Annotated in this window: 13 protein-coding genes and 1 tRNA gene; 10 read left to right on the top strand and 4 right to left on the bottom strand. The window is 53.4% G+C overall.

Annotated elements, in window-relative coordinates:
• Positions 1-7: 7 nt before the first annotated feature.
• The 4 genes from mutM to C8R21_RS09490 form a co-directional block, all read right to left on the bottom strand.
• On the bottom strand, positions 8-826 hold the full coding sequence (gene mutM, locus C8R21_RS09505; RefSeq protein WP_107762477.1) for a bifunctional DNA-formamidopyrimidine glycosylase/DNA-(apurinic or apyrimidinic site) lyase: 819 nt from the start codon (positions 824-826) through the stop codon (positions 8-10).
• Between the two features lie 148 nt (positions 827-974).
• Positions 975-2273, bottom strand: coding sequence for a GldG family protein (locus C8R21_RS09500; RefSeq protein ID WP_308811388.1), 1299 nt, complete (start codon positions 2271-2273; stop codon positions 975-977).
• A 56-nt stretch (positions 2274-2329) separates the two neighbouring features.
• On the bottom strand, positions 2330-3064 hold the full coding sequence (locus C8R21_RS09495) for an ABC transporter permease (protein WP_107762475.1): 735 nt from the start codon (positions 3062-3064) through the stop codon (positions 2330-2332).
• Entirely contained in the window at positions 3061-3804 is a 744-nt protein-coding gene (locus C8R21_RS09490) for an ABC transporter ATP-binding protein (RefSeq protein WP_107762474.1), read from the bottom strand. The genes C8R21_RS09495 and C8R21_RS09490 overlap by 4 nt, the downstream gene beginning before the upstream one ends.
• A 225-nt stretch (positions 3805-4029) precedes the next feature.
• On the opposite strand from C8R21_RS09490, the gene C8R21_RS09485 reads away from it, so the two are divergent.
• From C8R21_RS09485 to C8R21_RS09440, 10 genes are all read left to right on the top strand, one after another.
• Complete coding sequence (locus tag C8R21_RS09485) at positions 4030-5751, top strand: tetratricopeptide repeat protein (RefSeq protein WP_107762520.1); 1722 nt, start codon at positions 4030-4032, stop codon at positions 5749-5751.
• A 19-nt stretch (positions 5752-5770) separates the two neighbouring features.
• Positions 5771-6487, top strand: a complete 717-nt coding sequence (lolB, locus tag C8R21_RS09480) for a lipoprotein insertase outer membrane protein LolB (protein ID WP_107762473.1) — start codon at positions 5771-5773, stop codon at positions 6485-6487.
• Positions 6462-7346 carry a 4-(cytidine 5'-diphospho)-2-C-methyl-D-erythritol kinase gene (gene ispE / locus C8R21_RS09475; RefSeq protein ID WP_107762472.1) on the top strand — a complete coding sequence of 295 codons (885 nt, stop codon included), beginning with the start codon at positions 6462-6464 and terminating at the stop codon, positions 7344-7346. The genes lolB and ispE overlap by 26 nt, the downstream gene beginning before the upstream one ends.
• Position 7347: 1 nt before the next feature.
• Positions 7348-7422 (top strand) — tRNA-Gln (locus C8R21_RS09470).
• A gap of 124 nt (positions 7423-7546) precedes the next feature.
• Positions 7547-8497: a ribose-phosphate pyrophosphokinase gene (locus C8R21_RS09465; RefSeq protein ID WP_074972672.1), complete on the top strand. Its 951-nt coding sequence runs from the start codon at positions 7547-7549 to the stop codon at positions 8495-8497.
• Positions 8498-8657: 160 nt separating this feature from the next.
• Positions 8658-9344, top strand: coding sequence for a 50S ribosomal protein L25/general stress protein Ctc (locus tag C8R21_RS09460; protein ID WP_107762471.1), 687 nt, complete (start codon positions 8658-8660; stop codon positions 9342-9344).
• A 158-nt stretch (positions 9345-9502) separates the two neighbouring features.
• Entirely contained in the window at positions 9503-10078 is a 576-nt protein-coding gene (pth, locus tag C8R21_RS09455; RefSeq protein WP_107762470.1) for an aminoacyl-tRNA hydrolase, read from the top strand.
• Between the two features lie 227 nt (positions 10079-10305).
• Positions 10306-11397, top strand: a complete 1092-nt coding sequence (gene ychF / locus C8R21_RS09450) for a redox-regulated ATPase YchF (RefSeq protein ID WP_107762469.1) — start codon at positions 10306-10308, stop codon at positions 11395-11397.
• A 192-nt stretch (positions 11398-11589) separates the two neighbouring features.
• Entirely contained in the window at positions 11590-12792 is a 1203-nt protein-coding gene (locus tag C8R21_RS09445; protein ID WP_107762468.1) for a tyrosine-type recombinase/integrase, read from the top strand.
• Between the two features lie 412 nt (positions 12793-13204).
• Complete coding sequence (locus C8R21_RS09440) at positions 13205-14518, top strand: HEPN domain-containing protein (RefSeq protein ID WP_107762467.1); 1314 nt, start codon at positions 13205-13207, stop codon at positions 14516-14518.
• Positions 14519-14591: the final 73 nt, after the last annotated feature.

Raw genomic sequence — 14591 nt, 5'->3', positions numbered from 1 at the left:
AGTAAATTTATTTCTGGCAACGCGGGCAATAAAAACTCGAACGCTGCCCCTGCCTGATCTGTTCGATATTTGTACCACATTTTCGGCAAGGCTGCCCGGTCCGGCCATAAACCCAATACTGCTGCTGGAAATATCCGGGATTGCCATCGCTGCCAACGAAATCGCGCAAGCTGCTGCCACCTGCTTCTATCGCGCGCCCGAGGGTTTCCTTGACTGCCTGCGCCAATCCCGCGCATCTCCTCGCTCCAATTCGGCCGGCAGCGATGGTGGGATGAATGCCAGCAAGAAAGAGCGCTTCGTTTGCGTAAATGTTTCCGACACCGACGACAATACGGCTGTTCATCAATACCTCTTTAATGCTGGCGCTACGGTTTCGGGTTTTTCTGTACAGCAGCTTGCCGTCGAATGCTTCGGTAAGGGGCTCGGGTCCCAGGCGAGACAGTAACGGGTGGTCCGCGACATTTCCCGCAGTCCACAACACAGCCCCAAAGCGGCGAGGATCCCGAAAACGGAGAATCATGCCGTTATCCAGAAGCAGATCGACATGGTCGTGCTTCTGCAGGGCGATATTAGCTGCAAGGGGCAGCAATCTCAAGCTGCCAGACATGCCGAGATGCAGGATCAGGGTGCCCGCGCCGCAGTCGAGCAAAAGGTATTTTCCACGACGCGTTACCGTTCTGATTTCCAGACCGCGAAGGGTTAGCTCAAGGTCTGGCACCGGCCAGCGCAGATTCGGATTTCGTACCGTCAAGCTGGCGATCTTGCGCCTCTCGAGTTCAGAGGCGATGCCGCGGCGGACAACTTCGACTTCAGGCAGTTCAGGCAATTCGAATGTCGGGATGGAATGTTGGGATAAAGAGGTCGCCGGTATGGTCAGGATATGCTCAGGGTATGGGGAACGTTGTCCAGGATTCTGGATTCACCGACTGATCGGTTACTCCGTATCCTGAGCGAGAAGCAGCGAGAAGCATTCTTTATCTTCTTTTGCGCCGCCACCATATCATCATCCCGCTTCCAAGGAAAATCAGCGGCATCACGATGAGGAATGCCCAGGCCATTATCGTCAGCGTTGGTTCCTTCAAGGTCAAGCTGCTGTCGATGGTCGCTCGTGGCTGGATAGCGATGAGGTCTTCATCGCCGGCAAGCCAGTTGACGAGATTGACGCCAAAATCAAGATTCCTGCCGTAGCCGAGGTAAGCGTTGGCGAGAAAATAACCGCTTCCGATAACGGCGACCCGCTGCTCCTGGTCATTGACCGTGCGGCTCAACACAGCGGCGATACTGACCGGGCCGGATACGTCATACATCGCATCGAATGCGATGCCGGCATTCAGATCGCCTGTTTCCACCCATCCGTTTTCTCCGGCCTCCACCAGCGAGAGGCTGTGCCATACATCGTTTTCGTTGATTGTGATCTGGCGTGCAAAAGGAAATACCGTGAGGTAGTCAAAGTTGCGGGTGATGGGATGTTCACCGTAGACCGCGCCTACAGAAAAAGTTACGGGTGCTTTCAGCTGCCCCGCCTGCGGGTCGATCACCACGCCGGGCGTCAGAGTCAGTTCAAGTTTCTCCGCCAGTGGCTGCAATCCGTGCAAAGGTTGCTGGTCCAGCAGCCATAAAAGATTGCCGCCGCGCTCGATATACGCGAGTATTCGATCGACCTCGCCCTCGGACAGATCGGCCTGAGGCGAAGCAATGACGAGCAGGCTCGTATCTGCGGGCACTTCAGGAGTGGTGACCAGGTTGAGCGGTTGAATCCTGAAGCCTTTTGCCGTCAGTTGCTGCCCAAATTCCCCGAGGTCACGATTGCCAATACCGTCCAGCCTGCGTTCGCCATGGCCGCTGAGCGTTACTACCGGCCTGCTGCCGGGGCGCATCAACCGCATCAGCAAGTTGATCAGTGCATGCTCATTGAATGTAGTCAGCCGTTCCACCCTGCCGTTATATTCGATGATCATTTCGCCGCTGCCCTCGACACCTGCCTCCCGTGCAAGCTCGGGGTGCTCGGAGGGGTCGATAAAGGTGACAGCGAAATCAGGCTTGGCATGCTGATAAGGTGTCAGAAAGTCACGGATGATCTTGGATACATTGCCAAATTGAGCATCCTGGGGAGATATGTAGACACTCCCCAGCAGGGGGCCCTCCATTTGCTTCAGCACCTCCAGGCTGGTCGGGCTCAGGCTGTTGCGTTCGTTCTGGGTGACATCCCACTGGATGCGATTCTCCCAGGCCAGGTAACCGGGCAACGCTACCAGCAGTATGAGCGATATCAAAAATGTTGCGCTTTGTGTCCAGCGCAAGCGCAGTTTTTTCCTCTTGAGCAGCATACCTACCTGTACAGTTTTAGCCAGCGAACGGATAAGGCCAGAAAAAAGAAAATGAAAAGAGCAAAATAAGCAAGATCGAATGTATCGATCATTCCCCGGTTGAAATTTTCAAAATGAGCGAACGGGGACAAGCTGCGCGTTATGCCGTTTTCTCCGCTTTCAGCGTTATCCATGATCCATAACGCGAAAAGTATGCAGAGCGCCGCTGCTCCCGCGATGGCAGGTTGGGTGCTGAGGCAGGAGATATATAACCCGAGCGCAACGAAACAGGCTGAGAGAAGCCACAGCCCAGCAATGTTGCTCAGCAACAGGCCGAAATCCAGTTTGCCTCCCGCAAGCAGGGAAACCGTCAATGCGACAATCAGGGCGATGATGGCCGAGAGAAAAGTCATCAGGCCGAGAAACTTTCCCAGGACAATTTCCGTCATTGAAACAGGTGCGGAAATCAGGAAAGGCAAGGTGTGATTGCGGCGCTCCTCGGCAATGAGACGGGAGGTCAAAAGCGGCGTTATCATCAGCAGCACGACTGCACCTATGGAGAATAACGGAGCCGCGATTGCTTCGGTTGCTCCTGGCGGGTGGGCAATTCTTATCAGCTGCGGTTGAACCTGCAGGAAACTTTCAAGATTCGCCAGGTAAAACCAGGCGAATACCAGTTGCGCCAGCGCAAGTATTACCCATGCCAAAGGGGACCCGAACAATACTCCCAGCTCCTTCCGGGCAATGATCGTAATCAAGTTTCAATTTTCTCCATGGTGGATTGCGTGAATATCTCTTCGAGCCGGGTTCCTTCCAGCTTCATCATATCCACCGAGCCCTCGAACACCTGTCGTCCGTGGTTGATGATCTGCACACGGTCGCACACGCTCTCAACCTCCGATAAGGCGTGTGTTGAAAAAATCACGCTTCTCATTGCGCCAAGTTCACGAATGAGTGACCGGACCTCGCGCATCTGGTTGGGATCCAGCCCCGAGGTCGGTTCGTCGAGAATGATGACTGCCGGATCGTGAATGATGGCCTGAGCTATACCCGCGCGCTGCTGGTAGCCTTTTGACAGGGAGCCGATTAGCCGCCGGCGTACATTCTCCAGCCCGCAACGTTCCACTGCCTTCCTGATTGCATCGTCTGTTTTCGAACGGGCGAGACGACGCAATTTCACCGCAAGCCGTAAATACTCATCTATCGTTAACTCCCGGTAGAGGGGGGGTATCTCCGGCAGATAGCCGATACAGGCTTTCGCCTTGAGTGTTTGTTTCTGCAAATCCATGCCGCAGATTTCGACCTTGCCATTGTTGGGAGCAAGATTTCCGGTAAGAAGGCGCATGATCGTCGTCTTGCCCGCGCCATTGGGTCCGAGGAGACCAAGCACTTCCCCTTGTTCCAGTTCCAGGCTGACCTGGTCAACGGCAATGCGAGCGCCAAAATAACGACTCAGGTCATGTGCTGAAACGGTTTTCTGTTCTGTTTTTGCAGACATGACAAGATCAATGATTCAGGTTGGCGGATGGATCGAAGTTCATTTTTCCATTTCAGTGGAAGGCAGTGCGCAACGGTGGAGCTGGCGCCTCCGGTAAATCCTTGCGGGCAGATGGTACGGCTCAGGTGTCTACTTGTGATAAGCGTAAAATATACCTAATATGTGGGCTGTGCTGAAGGAACCCATCCATTTGCAGCCTCTTTTTCGAATCTTCCGGATTTCCGCATGAGTCTTAAAGTTCCCGGCGCATTATCGCTGCTCTTTCTTGCCGCCTGTTCACATCTTCCTGCCAAGACTCCTCTCAAGGCGGAAAAACCGGCAGAGAAGAAGGAATCAGAGCAGTCAAGATTACCCAATCAGGATTTGACTCCCTCCATGCTGTTCGATTTTCTGCTGGCGGAGACAGCGCTGCAGCGGGGCGACACGGAAATCGGTCTTCGTACTTATCTCAAGCTTGCAAAAAGCACTCAGGATCCGCGCGTGGCCCAGCGCGCCACGGAAGCCGCGCTCCAGGCGCGCCAGCCGGCATTCGCCCTCGAAGCGGCAAAAATCTGGACAGAATTCGATCCGGAATCGATTCCAGCCCGTCAGATGATGGCTGCATTGCTGGTGCATTTTGACAGATTGGATGAAGCCCGTCCCCATCTGGAAAAATTGCTGGCGGTTGCGGGAGACAAGATCGATGATGCTTTCATGCAACTGAACAGCCTGCTGGTGCGCAGTCCCAACAAAAGTGCAATCTTCGAACTGGTACAGCAGCTCGCGCAACCTTATCCCGATCTGCCGGAAGCGCATTTTGCCGAGTCTCAGGCAGCGTGGTTTGCCGAGCGTTTCGATACCGCTCTGGAAGAAATGAAAAAAGCGCTGGCGCTGCGGCCGGAGTGGGAGATGGCGGCAATTTACGAAGGCCGTATCCTGGCGCGCGAATCCAACGCCCGCGCAATCGAGTTTTTCGACGATTATCTCAAGCGCTATCCCAAGGCCAATGATACACGCATCACCTATGCACGCCTGCTGCTGGCTGAAAGGGATTATAGCAAAGCCCGGGAGCAGTTCCAGAAATTGCTGACAGAAAATCCGGATAACCCGGATGTTGCCGTTGCCGTCGGCCTGCTATCCCTGGAGTTACAGAACTACGATGTAGCCGAGTCGAATTTCAAAAGAGCGCTGGAACTGGGGTATCGGGACCCGGGAATGGTACGCTTTTATCTCGGCGGCATCAGTGAAAAAAAACAGCAGATCCCCCAGGCGCTGAACTGGTATCGTTCGGTTACGGATGGAACCCAGTTTATCCCGGCGCAGATCAAATATGCCATCCTGTTGAGCAGAACGGGCAGAATGAAGGAGGGTCTCCAGCACTTGCAGCAACTGCCGGTGGCCAATGACCAGCAGCGCGCACAGGTGATCATCGCCGAGGCGCAATTGTTGCGCGAGTCGGGCGCTTACAGGAAAGCTTTTCAGCTCCTGAGCAGCGGTCTTGAAAAACTTCCCGATTCTCCCGAGCTGCTTTATGACCGTGCCCTGGCTGCGGAGAAAATAGGCAAGGCGGATATCATGGAGCAGGATCTGCGCAAATTGATCGGACTGAGGCCCGACCATGCTCACGCCTACAATGCCCTGGGTTACGGTATTGCCGAGCACTCCAGCCGGCGCCTGCCGGAGGCGCTGGAACTGATCGAGAAAGCGATCAAGCTTTCTCCTGTCGATCCCTACATCATTGACAGCCTGGGATGGGTGCACTATCGCATGGGGGACATCAACCAGGGGTTAAGCTACCTGCGACAGGCGTTTGCAATGAATCCCGATCCGGAAATCGCTGCTCACCTGGGGGAAGTGTTGTGGGTGCAGGGAATGAAGGACGAAGCGAAAGAGATCTGGCAGGCGGCGCTCAAGAATCATCCCGGCAACGAAGCGTTGATTGGCGTGATGAAGAGGTTCATGAAATAGCGTGAGGGTGGGATAGAGAATGCCCTGCGTTGATTCGCAGCCTGTTCGCTTTGTGAACCCGGCTTGTCCGAAGTTGAAAAATTTCGGAAGATTTTCCCTGCTCTCCCTTGGTTCCTTGCGTTCATGGCATCTTGTTTTTCTGGCGCCTGCTTTTTTTTCCGCTTGTGCGACCCTTGCTCCAGAAGAAAAGAATGTAGCCAGCACTGTTATCATGGAACCCGGCGCGATGGAAGCGAAAAGCGCGGGCTTCCGGCTGATTGGCAGGGTATCGGTGAAAGAAGGCAGAGACGGTTTTTCCGGTGGAGTTCAGTGGCGCCACTTGCAGGACAGCGATCAGATTCTCCTTCTCTCCCCCATAGGTCAGGCTGTGGGGCAGATTGAGCGCACAGCCGATGGGGTGTCTTTGATAACTGCCGAGCAGGAACATTATTACGCCGATAATGTGGAAGAACTCACAGAACGGGTATTGGGCTGGCGCTTGCCACTCTCGGGTTTGCAGTACTGGGTGCAAGGCACGAATTCGCCGGACACGTCCTCCGAAATCGACCTTGATATTGCGGGCCGCGTGGCAGCCATTCGCCAGAACGGATGGGAAATCACTTATGCAGGCTACTCGCCGGGGGTAGCTGCTGAAACTCCACAGTCAGAAGCTGCGCGTGCCAGACTGCTGACACTTAACCGTGACGATCTGCGGATACGGCTGGTAATAGATGAATGGAATACTGTCGAAGACTGAAGCGGATTCGCAGGCGGAACTGAGCTGTCCTGCGCCTGCCAAGCTCAATCTGTTCCTGCACGTGGTGGGACGCAGGGAGGATGGGTACCATCTTCTGCAAACCGTTTTCCGCCTGGTGGATTTCGCCGACCAGCTCCATTTCGGGTTACGCGCGGACGGTGTGATCAGGTTGCATACGCCCACTCCGGGGGTGACGGAAGAGCAGGATTTGTGCGTGCGCGCGGCAAAGCTGCTGCAACGGGAAAGCGGTACTCTCTGGGGGGTGGACATTTTTCTGGAAAAACGCATCCCGATGGGAGGCGGCCTGGGGGGCGGCAGTTCGGATGCAGCTACGACCTTGCTGGCGCTCAACCGCTTGTGGAAGCTGGGCTGGCGCCGGAACCAGCTTTTGAAACTGGCTCCGGCGCTGGGGGCGGACGTTCCCGTATTCGTTTTCGGTGGAAATGCCTTTGCCGAAGGCATCGGTGAAAAACTCCTGCCGATCGCGCTGCCCCCGGCATGGTACTTGGTACTCACGCCCCCTGTGCACGTATCAACGGCACAGGTTTTTTCGAGTAAGGAATTGACACGAAACACGATTCCGATCAAAATACCGCCCTTTTCCACCGAGCAGGGGCATAATGATCTCGAGCCGGTGGTATGTGCCTCATACCCAGAGGTAGCACGTCATCTTGAGTGGTTGCGGCAGCTCGAGGGTGCAAGGATGGCCGCCATGACGGGTTCAGGCGCGTGCGTTTTTGCCGAGTTTGCGACCGAATCCAGGGCCAGAGCGGCGCTGGGGAAGGTTCCATACGGTATGAAGGGTTTTGTGGCGCAGGGACTTGATCGCCACCCCTTGTATGATTTTGCAGAAGAATAATTGGGGAGTCGCCAAGTGGTAAGGCACCGGATTTTGATTCCGGCATTCGTAGGTTCGATCCCTACCTCCCCAGCCAGTTTTAAGCTCCATGATTCGTCCGGGTGGGCCTGCCGCCAGTCCCTGTTCGCTCCCATGAATTTCCCATCTGCCGGTTCCATCGGTTGCACCGGTTCCGCATTTTCGGACTTTTAGGTTTTCTCATGGCCTACGATAGCTTGATGGTTTTTACGGGCAACGCCAATCCCAAGCTGGCGCAGGATGTCGTGCGGCATCTCAATCTTCGCATCGGCCGTGCCACGGTGGGCCGTTTCAGCGATGGCGAAGTAATGGTGGAAATCCTTGAGAATGTCCGCGGCAAGGATGTATTCGTCCTGCAATCCACCTGCATGCCCACCAACGATACGCTGATGGAATTGCTGGTGCTGGTGGATGCGCTAAAGCGGGCCTCCGCGTCGCGCATCACCGCCGCGATGCCTTATTTCGGGTATGCCCGCCAGGACAGGCGCCCGCGCTCGGTGCGGGTACCCATTACGGCCAAGGTAGTGGCAAACATGCTGACCAGTGTCGGCATAGACCGGCTGTTGACGATGGATCTGCATTCGGACCAGATCCAAGGGTTTTTTGACATACCCGTGGATAACATCTACAGCATGCCTATCTTGCTGGGCGATCTCTGGAAAAATGATTTCAAGAATCTGGTGGTGGTTTCCCCTGATGTCGGTGGAGTAGTGCGTGCGCGCCAGATGGCCAAACGGCTCGAATGCGACCTTGCCATCATAGACAAGCGGCGTCCCAAAGCGAATGTAGCAAAGGTCATGAACATCATCGGCGAGGTGGACGGGCGCACCTGTGTGATCATGGACGACATGGTGGATACCGCCAATACCCTGTGCGAAGCAGCGCACGCGCTCAAGGAGCAGGGAGCGGAACGCGTGCTGGCTTATTGCACGCATCCGGTGCTGTCGGGCAGTGCCGTGGAGCGGATCGAGAATTCCGCCCTAGACAAGCTCGTTGTCACCGATACCATTCCGCTGCGGGAGGATGCCAGGGCATGTGTCCGCATAGAGCAGCTGAGCGTGGCAAGCCTGCTCGCGGAAACGATGCTCAGGATCAGTAACGAAGATTCCGTGAGTTCGCTTTTCATGGAGTAACACGAGTTCCAGGCATTACACATTACATATCGGCATGAAGAAGCAAAACGGGAAGCAAGCTGACAGCGAATAGCCCGAGATTTGAGCAGGATAGCCCAATATACAGGTTTATTAATCGGATTCATCTGGTCGCGGATGATCCACATTCTGGAGAAAGTAGATGCAAATTGAAGTCAGCGCCGAAAAGCGCGAATTGCAGGGCAAAGGTGCGAGCCGCCGCCTGCGGGGTTCCGGCAAGGTACCGGGAATCATCTATGGTGGAGAAAACCCGGCGCAACCGATCGAACTCGATCACAACGATCTTTATCACCAGCTCAAACTGGAAGCCTTTCATGCTTCCATCCTGACGATGAGCGTGGAGGGACAGAAAGAAAAGGTGCTGCTGCGGGATATACAGATGCACCCCTTCAAGCTCCAGGTGCTGCATATCGACTTTCAGCGTGTCGCTTCGAACAAGAAAATCCATATGAAAGTGCCCTTGCACTTCATCAACGAAGATATTGCCCCAGGGGTGAAACTGGCCGGCGGACTGGTGAGCCGCGTGCTTACCGAACTGGATGTTTCCTGCCTGCCCAAGGATCTGCCTGAATTCATTTCTGTAGATGTGGGTGAACTTGCAGCCGGAAATACCATACACCTGAGCAACCTGCAGTTGCCGGAAGGAGTTGAAATTCCGTCGCTGATAAAAGGTGAAGACCTCCCTGTGGCGACCATCGCCATTCCGCGTGCGGTAGCGGCTGAGGAAGCGGCCGGAGGCATAGCAGCGGGAGACGTACCCACCTCCGTACAGAAGAAAGAAGGCGTCGCCAAGGAAGGCGAGAAAAAAGACGCCGGAAAGAAAAAGTAAGACCGCGGAGGGCGGAGCAGTGCCTTCCGCAGGAAGGTGCGAGTGGAATCACGGCATCCGCTCAGTGCAGCATTTACCGGTATCACATCAGTTTTTCAGCCCGTCGGGGTCATTCTGGCTTCGCGGGCTTTTCGTTTTAATGATTCGGGTCTTATCCAGTGAAGCTCATCGTCGGCCTTGGCAATCCGGGTAGGGAATATGCGGCAACACGCCATAATGCCGGTGCCTGGTGGGTAGCCCGCCTGGCGGATCAATTGGGCGTCACGCTGAAGGCCGATGCGAAGTTTCACGGCTTGTGCGCGCGTATCGGCCGGGGTGATTCTGAGTCCTGGCTGCTCAATCCCCAGACCTACATGAATGCGAGCGGAAGGGCAGTGGCTGCATTGTGCCGTTTCTACCGGATTCAGCCTGAACAGATGCTCGTAGTGCACGACGAACTGGATTTGCCACCGGGCGTTTCCAGGCTGAAGCTCGACGGCGGACTGGGCGGTCACAATGGCTTGAAAGACATTGCCGCGCATCTCGGTACCAGGGAGTTCTGGCGCCTGCGGATCGGCATCGGCCATCCGGGAGAAAAGCATGCCGTCGTGAATTACGTATTGCAGCCCCCGCGCAAGGAAGAAGCGACGCTGATCGACACGGCTATAAACCACAGTCTCGAAGTCTGGCCGCTCATCGCGGAAGGCAATTATCAGGCCGCAATGATGAAGCTGCATACCCAGAAGCAAGGCTGATATTTCAAGGCTGACATTGAGTTAGGCAGTTTCGTTCCTCTTGATTCTACCTTCTCCACCGTTCGCCCTGAGCCTGTCGAAGGGTCGGATGCGTTCGGGATAAATCCACCGAAAGTTGATTATCGGGAACGTATTTAACCTGTACCTTGAGAATGATTGAAATCTCGCCCTGATACTCTTCTAACCATTACCATTACAGCCTCCTCGAACGAGTAACCAAATAAACCATGAGCCTGAAATGCGGTATCGTTGGCTTGCCCAACGTCGGAAAATCCACCCTCTTCAATGCCCTCACCAAGGCTGGCATCGCTGCCGAGAACTACCCCTTCTGCACCATCGAACCGAATGTCGGCATCGTCGAAGTTCCCGACTCTCGTCTGACTGAACTTGCTGCGATCGTCAAACCGCAAAAGGTGCAGTCGGCAGTGGTTGAATTTGTCGATATTGCCGGTCTTGTCGCAGGTGCCTCGAAGGGAGAGGGGCTCGGCAACAAGTTTCTTGCCACCATCCGTGAAACCGACGGCATCATCAACATGGTGCGCTGCTTCAAGAATGACAACGTCGTGCACGTCTCCGGCAAGGTCGATCCCATCTCGGATATCGAAACCATCCACACCGAACTGGCACTCGCCGATCTGGCAACTGTCGAAAAGGTGCTGCAACGGGAAACCAAGCTTGCCAGGTCCGGTGACAAGGAAGCGGTCAAGTTCGGGGCGCTGCTCGAAAAGGTAAGGGAGCATCTCGACCAGGGCAAGCCGGTCAGAAGTCTCGGGCTGGATAAAGAACAACAGGAACTGCTCAAACCGCTATGCCTGCTCACAGCCAAACCCGCCATTTATGTAGCGAACGTCGATGAAAAAGGATTCACCGACAATCCCCTGCTCACGCGTGTGGAAGAGTACGCGGCAGGCGAGGGCGCGCCTGTCGTTGCGATCTGTGCCGCTCTCGAATCCGAAATTGCCGAGATGCCGGATGAGGACAAGCAGGTTTTTCTCGCCGATCTGAATCTGGAAGAACCAGGACTCAACCGCCTGGTGCGCGCAGCCTATCAGCTGCTCGGGTTGCAGACCTACTTTACTGCCGGGGTGAAAGAAGTGCGCGCCTGGACGATATCAAAAGGCGATACCGCGCCCCAGGCCGCTGCTGTCATCCATACCGATTTCGAAAAGGGCTTTATCCGCGCCGAGGTCATCAGCTATGACGACTTCATCGCCTGCAAAGGCGAGCAGGGCGCCAAGGAAGCGGGCAAGATGCGGCTGGAAGGCAAGGAGTATGTCGTCAAGGATGGGGACGTGATGCACTTTCGGTTTAACGTCTAAGCCTGAGTCCATATCTTATAGCGTCCAACGCTGTCCAGGATAAATAAAAAGCCCAGTAAAAACTGGGCTTTGTTGTTTTATGGAGTCCGACAACATATATTGCCATTCAGAAAATAAACGGGTATAAAAGAGGGTATAAAGAAAAATGAATCAGTAAAAAAGCGGGTACGAATAAAACCAAGGAGCCATGCCATGCTGAGCGATATCCAGTGCCGAAATGCAAAGCCTCGAGCTAAATCTTATAAGCTTACAGATGGGAAGGGGTTGTATTTGGAAGTGAAATCTAACGGTGTTAAAGCATGGCGCTACCGCTTCAGGCTTCACGGTAAGGAAAATGTGTTTGCCATTGGAGATTATCCGACCATCAGCTTGGTTAATGCTCGAAAGGCAAGAGAAGGCGCTCGCGACCTAGTGAAACAGGGGATAAGCCCTGTTCAAGCGAGACGGCTTGATCGTATAAAACGTGAGAAAGAAGCGGCGACCACTTTTGAAGCGGTAGCCGTTGAATGGCTGGCGCTTAAGGAATGGGAAGAGATTACTAAAAACAAGCGTCTTTCCATGCTTCGGCGTGTCGTATTTCCGGCCATCGGGCAAATTCCAATAAAACAGATCGATCCGTCTATAATTCTGACGATTTTGAAGAAGGCTGCCGAGAAGAACGGGGCTTCTGTCATGGCCGAAGCCAAGCGCACCATGTATGGCATTTTTGAACTGGCAGCGGAAACATTCCGAGTTGATTCAAACCCGGTTCACCAATGGCGTGAAGCGCTGCCGAAGAACAAGACTCAACATAAACGCCCACTTGATGCTGTTGAAATTGGTGCTCTTCTTCGTGATTTGGAAAAGCACAAAGGGCGGTATGAAACAGTAGCAGCCTTTCGCTTGATGTGGTTAACACTCTGCCGTACCGTGGAAGCGTGCGAGGCTCAATGGTCCGAGTTTGATCTAGACGCCGCGTTATGGCGAATTCCTGCGGGGAGGATGAAAAAGCGGAAAGAGCATGTTGTACCCTTGCCTGCCCAAGCGGTTACAATGCTTCACGCGCTGCACGGTATAACCGGTCACCATGCCCACCTTTTTCCAAATAGGGACGATCGGACGAGGCCAATGTCAACGGCTTCGTTTCGTCAAATGCTTTGCACTCTTGGTTGGGCTGGCAGATTTAGTCCACACGCAACCCGCACGACCGGGAGCACCCGGTTAAACGAAATGCGCTTTCCATCAGATTGGATAGAGAAGCAGCTCGCTCACACTGAACCAAACCAAGTGCGTCGCACGTACAATCACGCGGATTATTTTTCTGATCGGGTAAAAATGATGCAGCACTGGGCTGATTATTTGGATGAGCTAAAGCCCGGAGCCACAGTACTGCCGTTTAAAAAAATTGCTTCGTAAGTTGGTAGAAATACCCCCTATCCCTTCACGTGTCATTTTTTTGTTGGGGCATGTTGGGGCGGTTGGGGCTTGCCGTCTCTATTAGCTCTCAGCTGCCCCAATATTTCACGGTTTTATCGGGGCAATGGGGACAGATTCGTCCTATCTAATCCAATCACGTCTAATTACACAGAGCGCTGCGCAAGGTTATTCCTGCCGCATCTTCTTTCCGTGTAAATTGGTTGAATAATGGGCGGTTGTGCACGGGTCGAACTCTGAAGTCGGCTGGTAAGTTGTTAGTCAAAAGTAAAAAACGAGCGAGATGATGGAAATCTGTTTGGAAGGTAAAGAGATAGAAGTAAAAGAACTTTCGTTGTCATTAATGCTTACCATGAATACAACATCGCACTCAGTCGCTGTCCTGCTGTAAAAAATGACAATTGAGATGGCAGCGCAAACATGGCGCAGGGGCCAGTATGATGAAGCGCTAACCAAAAAACAAAAAAGAATAATCGAGAGAGATGTGGAGACTCTCTTCTCTCCTGCTGCGTTTCTACGGGAACTCACGCTTGACGAACTCAAGCTTTTGTCTCCCTTTCACCCCCAAGTTGAGTGGCGCGGGACAAGCGTATTTCTATCTGCTAAAGCGATTGCCGCGTTGCGGCGTTTGATTGGCTTATTAGGTGACTTAGCCCTGCTATCCAATTCTGTTTCGCCAGCAGAAATCGACAGCGCCATCAGGACAAGCTATAGCCGATGGCTAAATAAGGGATCAAAACCGGCCGGGCGTGAGTTTGTTGAAGAGGTTATTCAGTCTCTAATACAGCAAATAAGGCACTACGAGTTTCTGGTCCAAGTGGAGGGTTTGGATCTAAAAGATCAAGACATCCTTTATCTTGGATCGATGCGCATTCAGCAGAGCGACAAGGCTTTGCTTGAGAATGTGGACTTCAACGGCTTCCTTGACACGGAGAAACTTTATTCCCAGTTCAAAGAGACACATTGGCTAATTGGTTCTGCTAAAGGAAGTGTTGATATTGCGTCAGAGCAGTTCGAGAACCAGATAGTATTAACTATCGGTATCCTGGCAGTATATAGTGCAGCCTTAAATAAAACCGCAATACGTAGTACTCGTGTGCGTGCCTTAACTTCTCCCCCTGAGTATCGAAAAGCGGTACGGTCACTTAGATGGGAAATGGGGGGTAAAAATCCATCTCTTTCAGACGCGTGGGGACTAGAACAAGATCTTCCTCTCGACTCCGCTACGGTACTTTACTTGACCAATGAATGTTTTCTTAAGCAACTGTCCGCTTTACCAGATAAACGAAATCGAAGTGAATTAGAGGATACTATAGTTCGTGCGGTTTATTGGTTTGCTGAAGCATACAAGGACCGCAACTTGACAATGCAGTTTGTTAAGTTATGGAGTTGTGCAGAGTGTTTCTTCTCGATTGACCAAGATCACATTACTGAAATGAATGCGAAAGGTATCACTGCTGTTCTCACGTTTGCCGGATTCAACGTTATCAAGCCCGAGGACTACCCCGAATTCAAGCGTCAGATTAAGAAATTGTATCAGTTGAGATCAAAAGCTATTCATCGCGCGGAGTTTGGTCACATTGAGGCGAAGGTTGTTGACAATTTTTCTTACTGGGTTGCGTGGGTAATAATCTCAATGGTCGCCTTGACTGAAAGGGGATATAAGACTTTGCGCGAAGTGAAGGTTGAACCGCCCCGGGTTTTGTAGAGGCTCCAACATCTGAGAGAATGGAGCTATGAAGAAACAGAACAAGTTTTCCCCCGAGGTACGTGAGCGCGCT

The sequence above is a fragment of the Nitrosospira multiformis genome, assembly GCF_003050865.1.
Taxonomy (GTDB): Bacteria; Pseudomonadota; Gammaproteobacteria; order Burkholderiales; family Nitrosomonadaceae; genus Nitrosospira; species Nitrosospira multiformis_E.
Note: the sequence above shows the minus strand (reverse complement) of the source record. Positions and strands in the feature narration are given on the sequence as shown.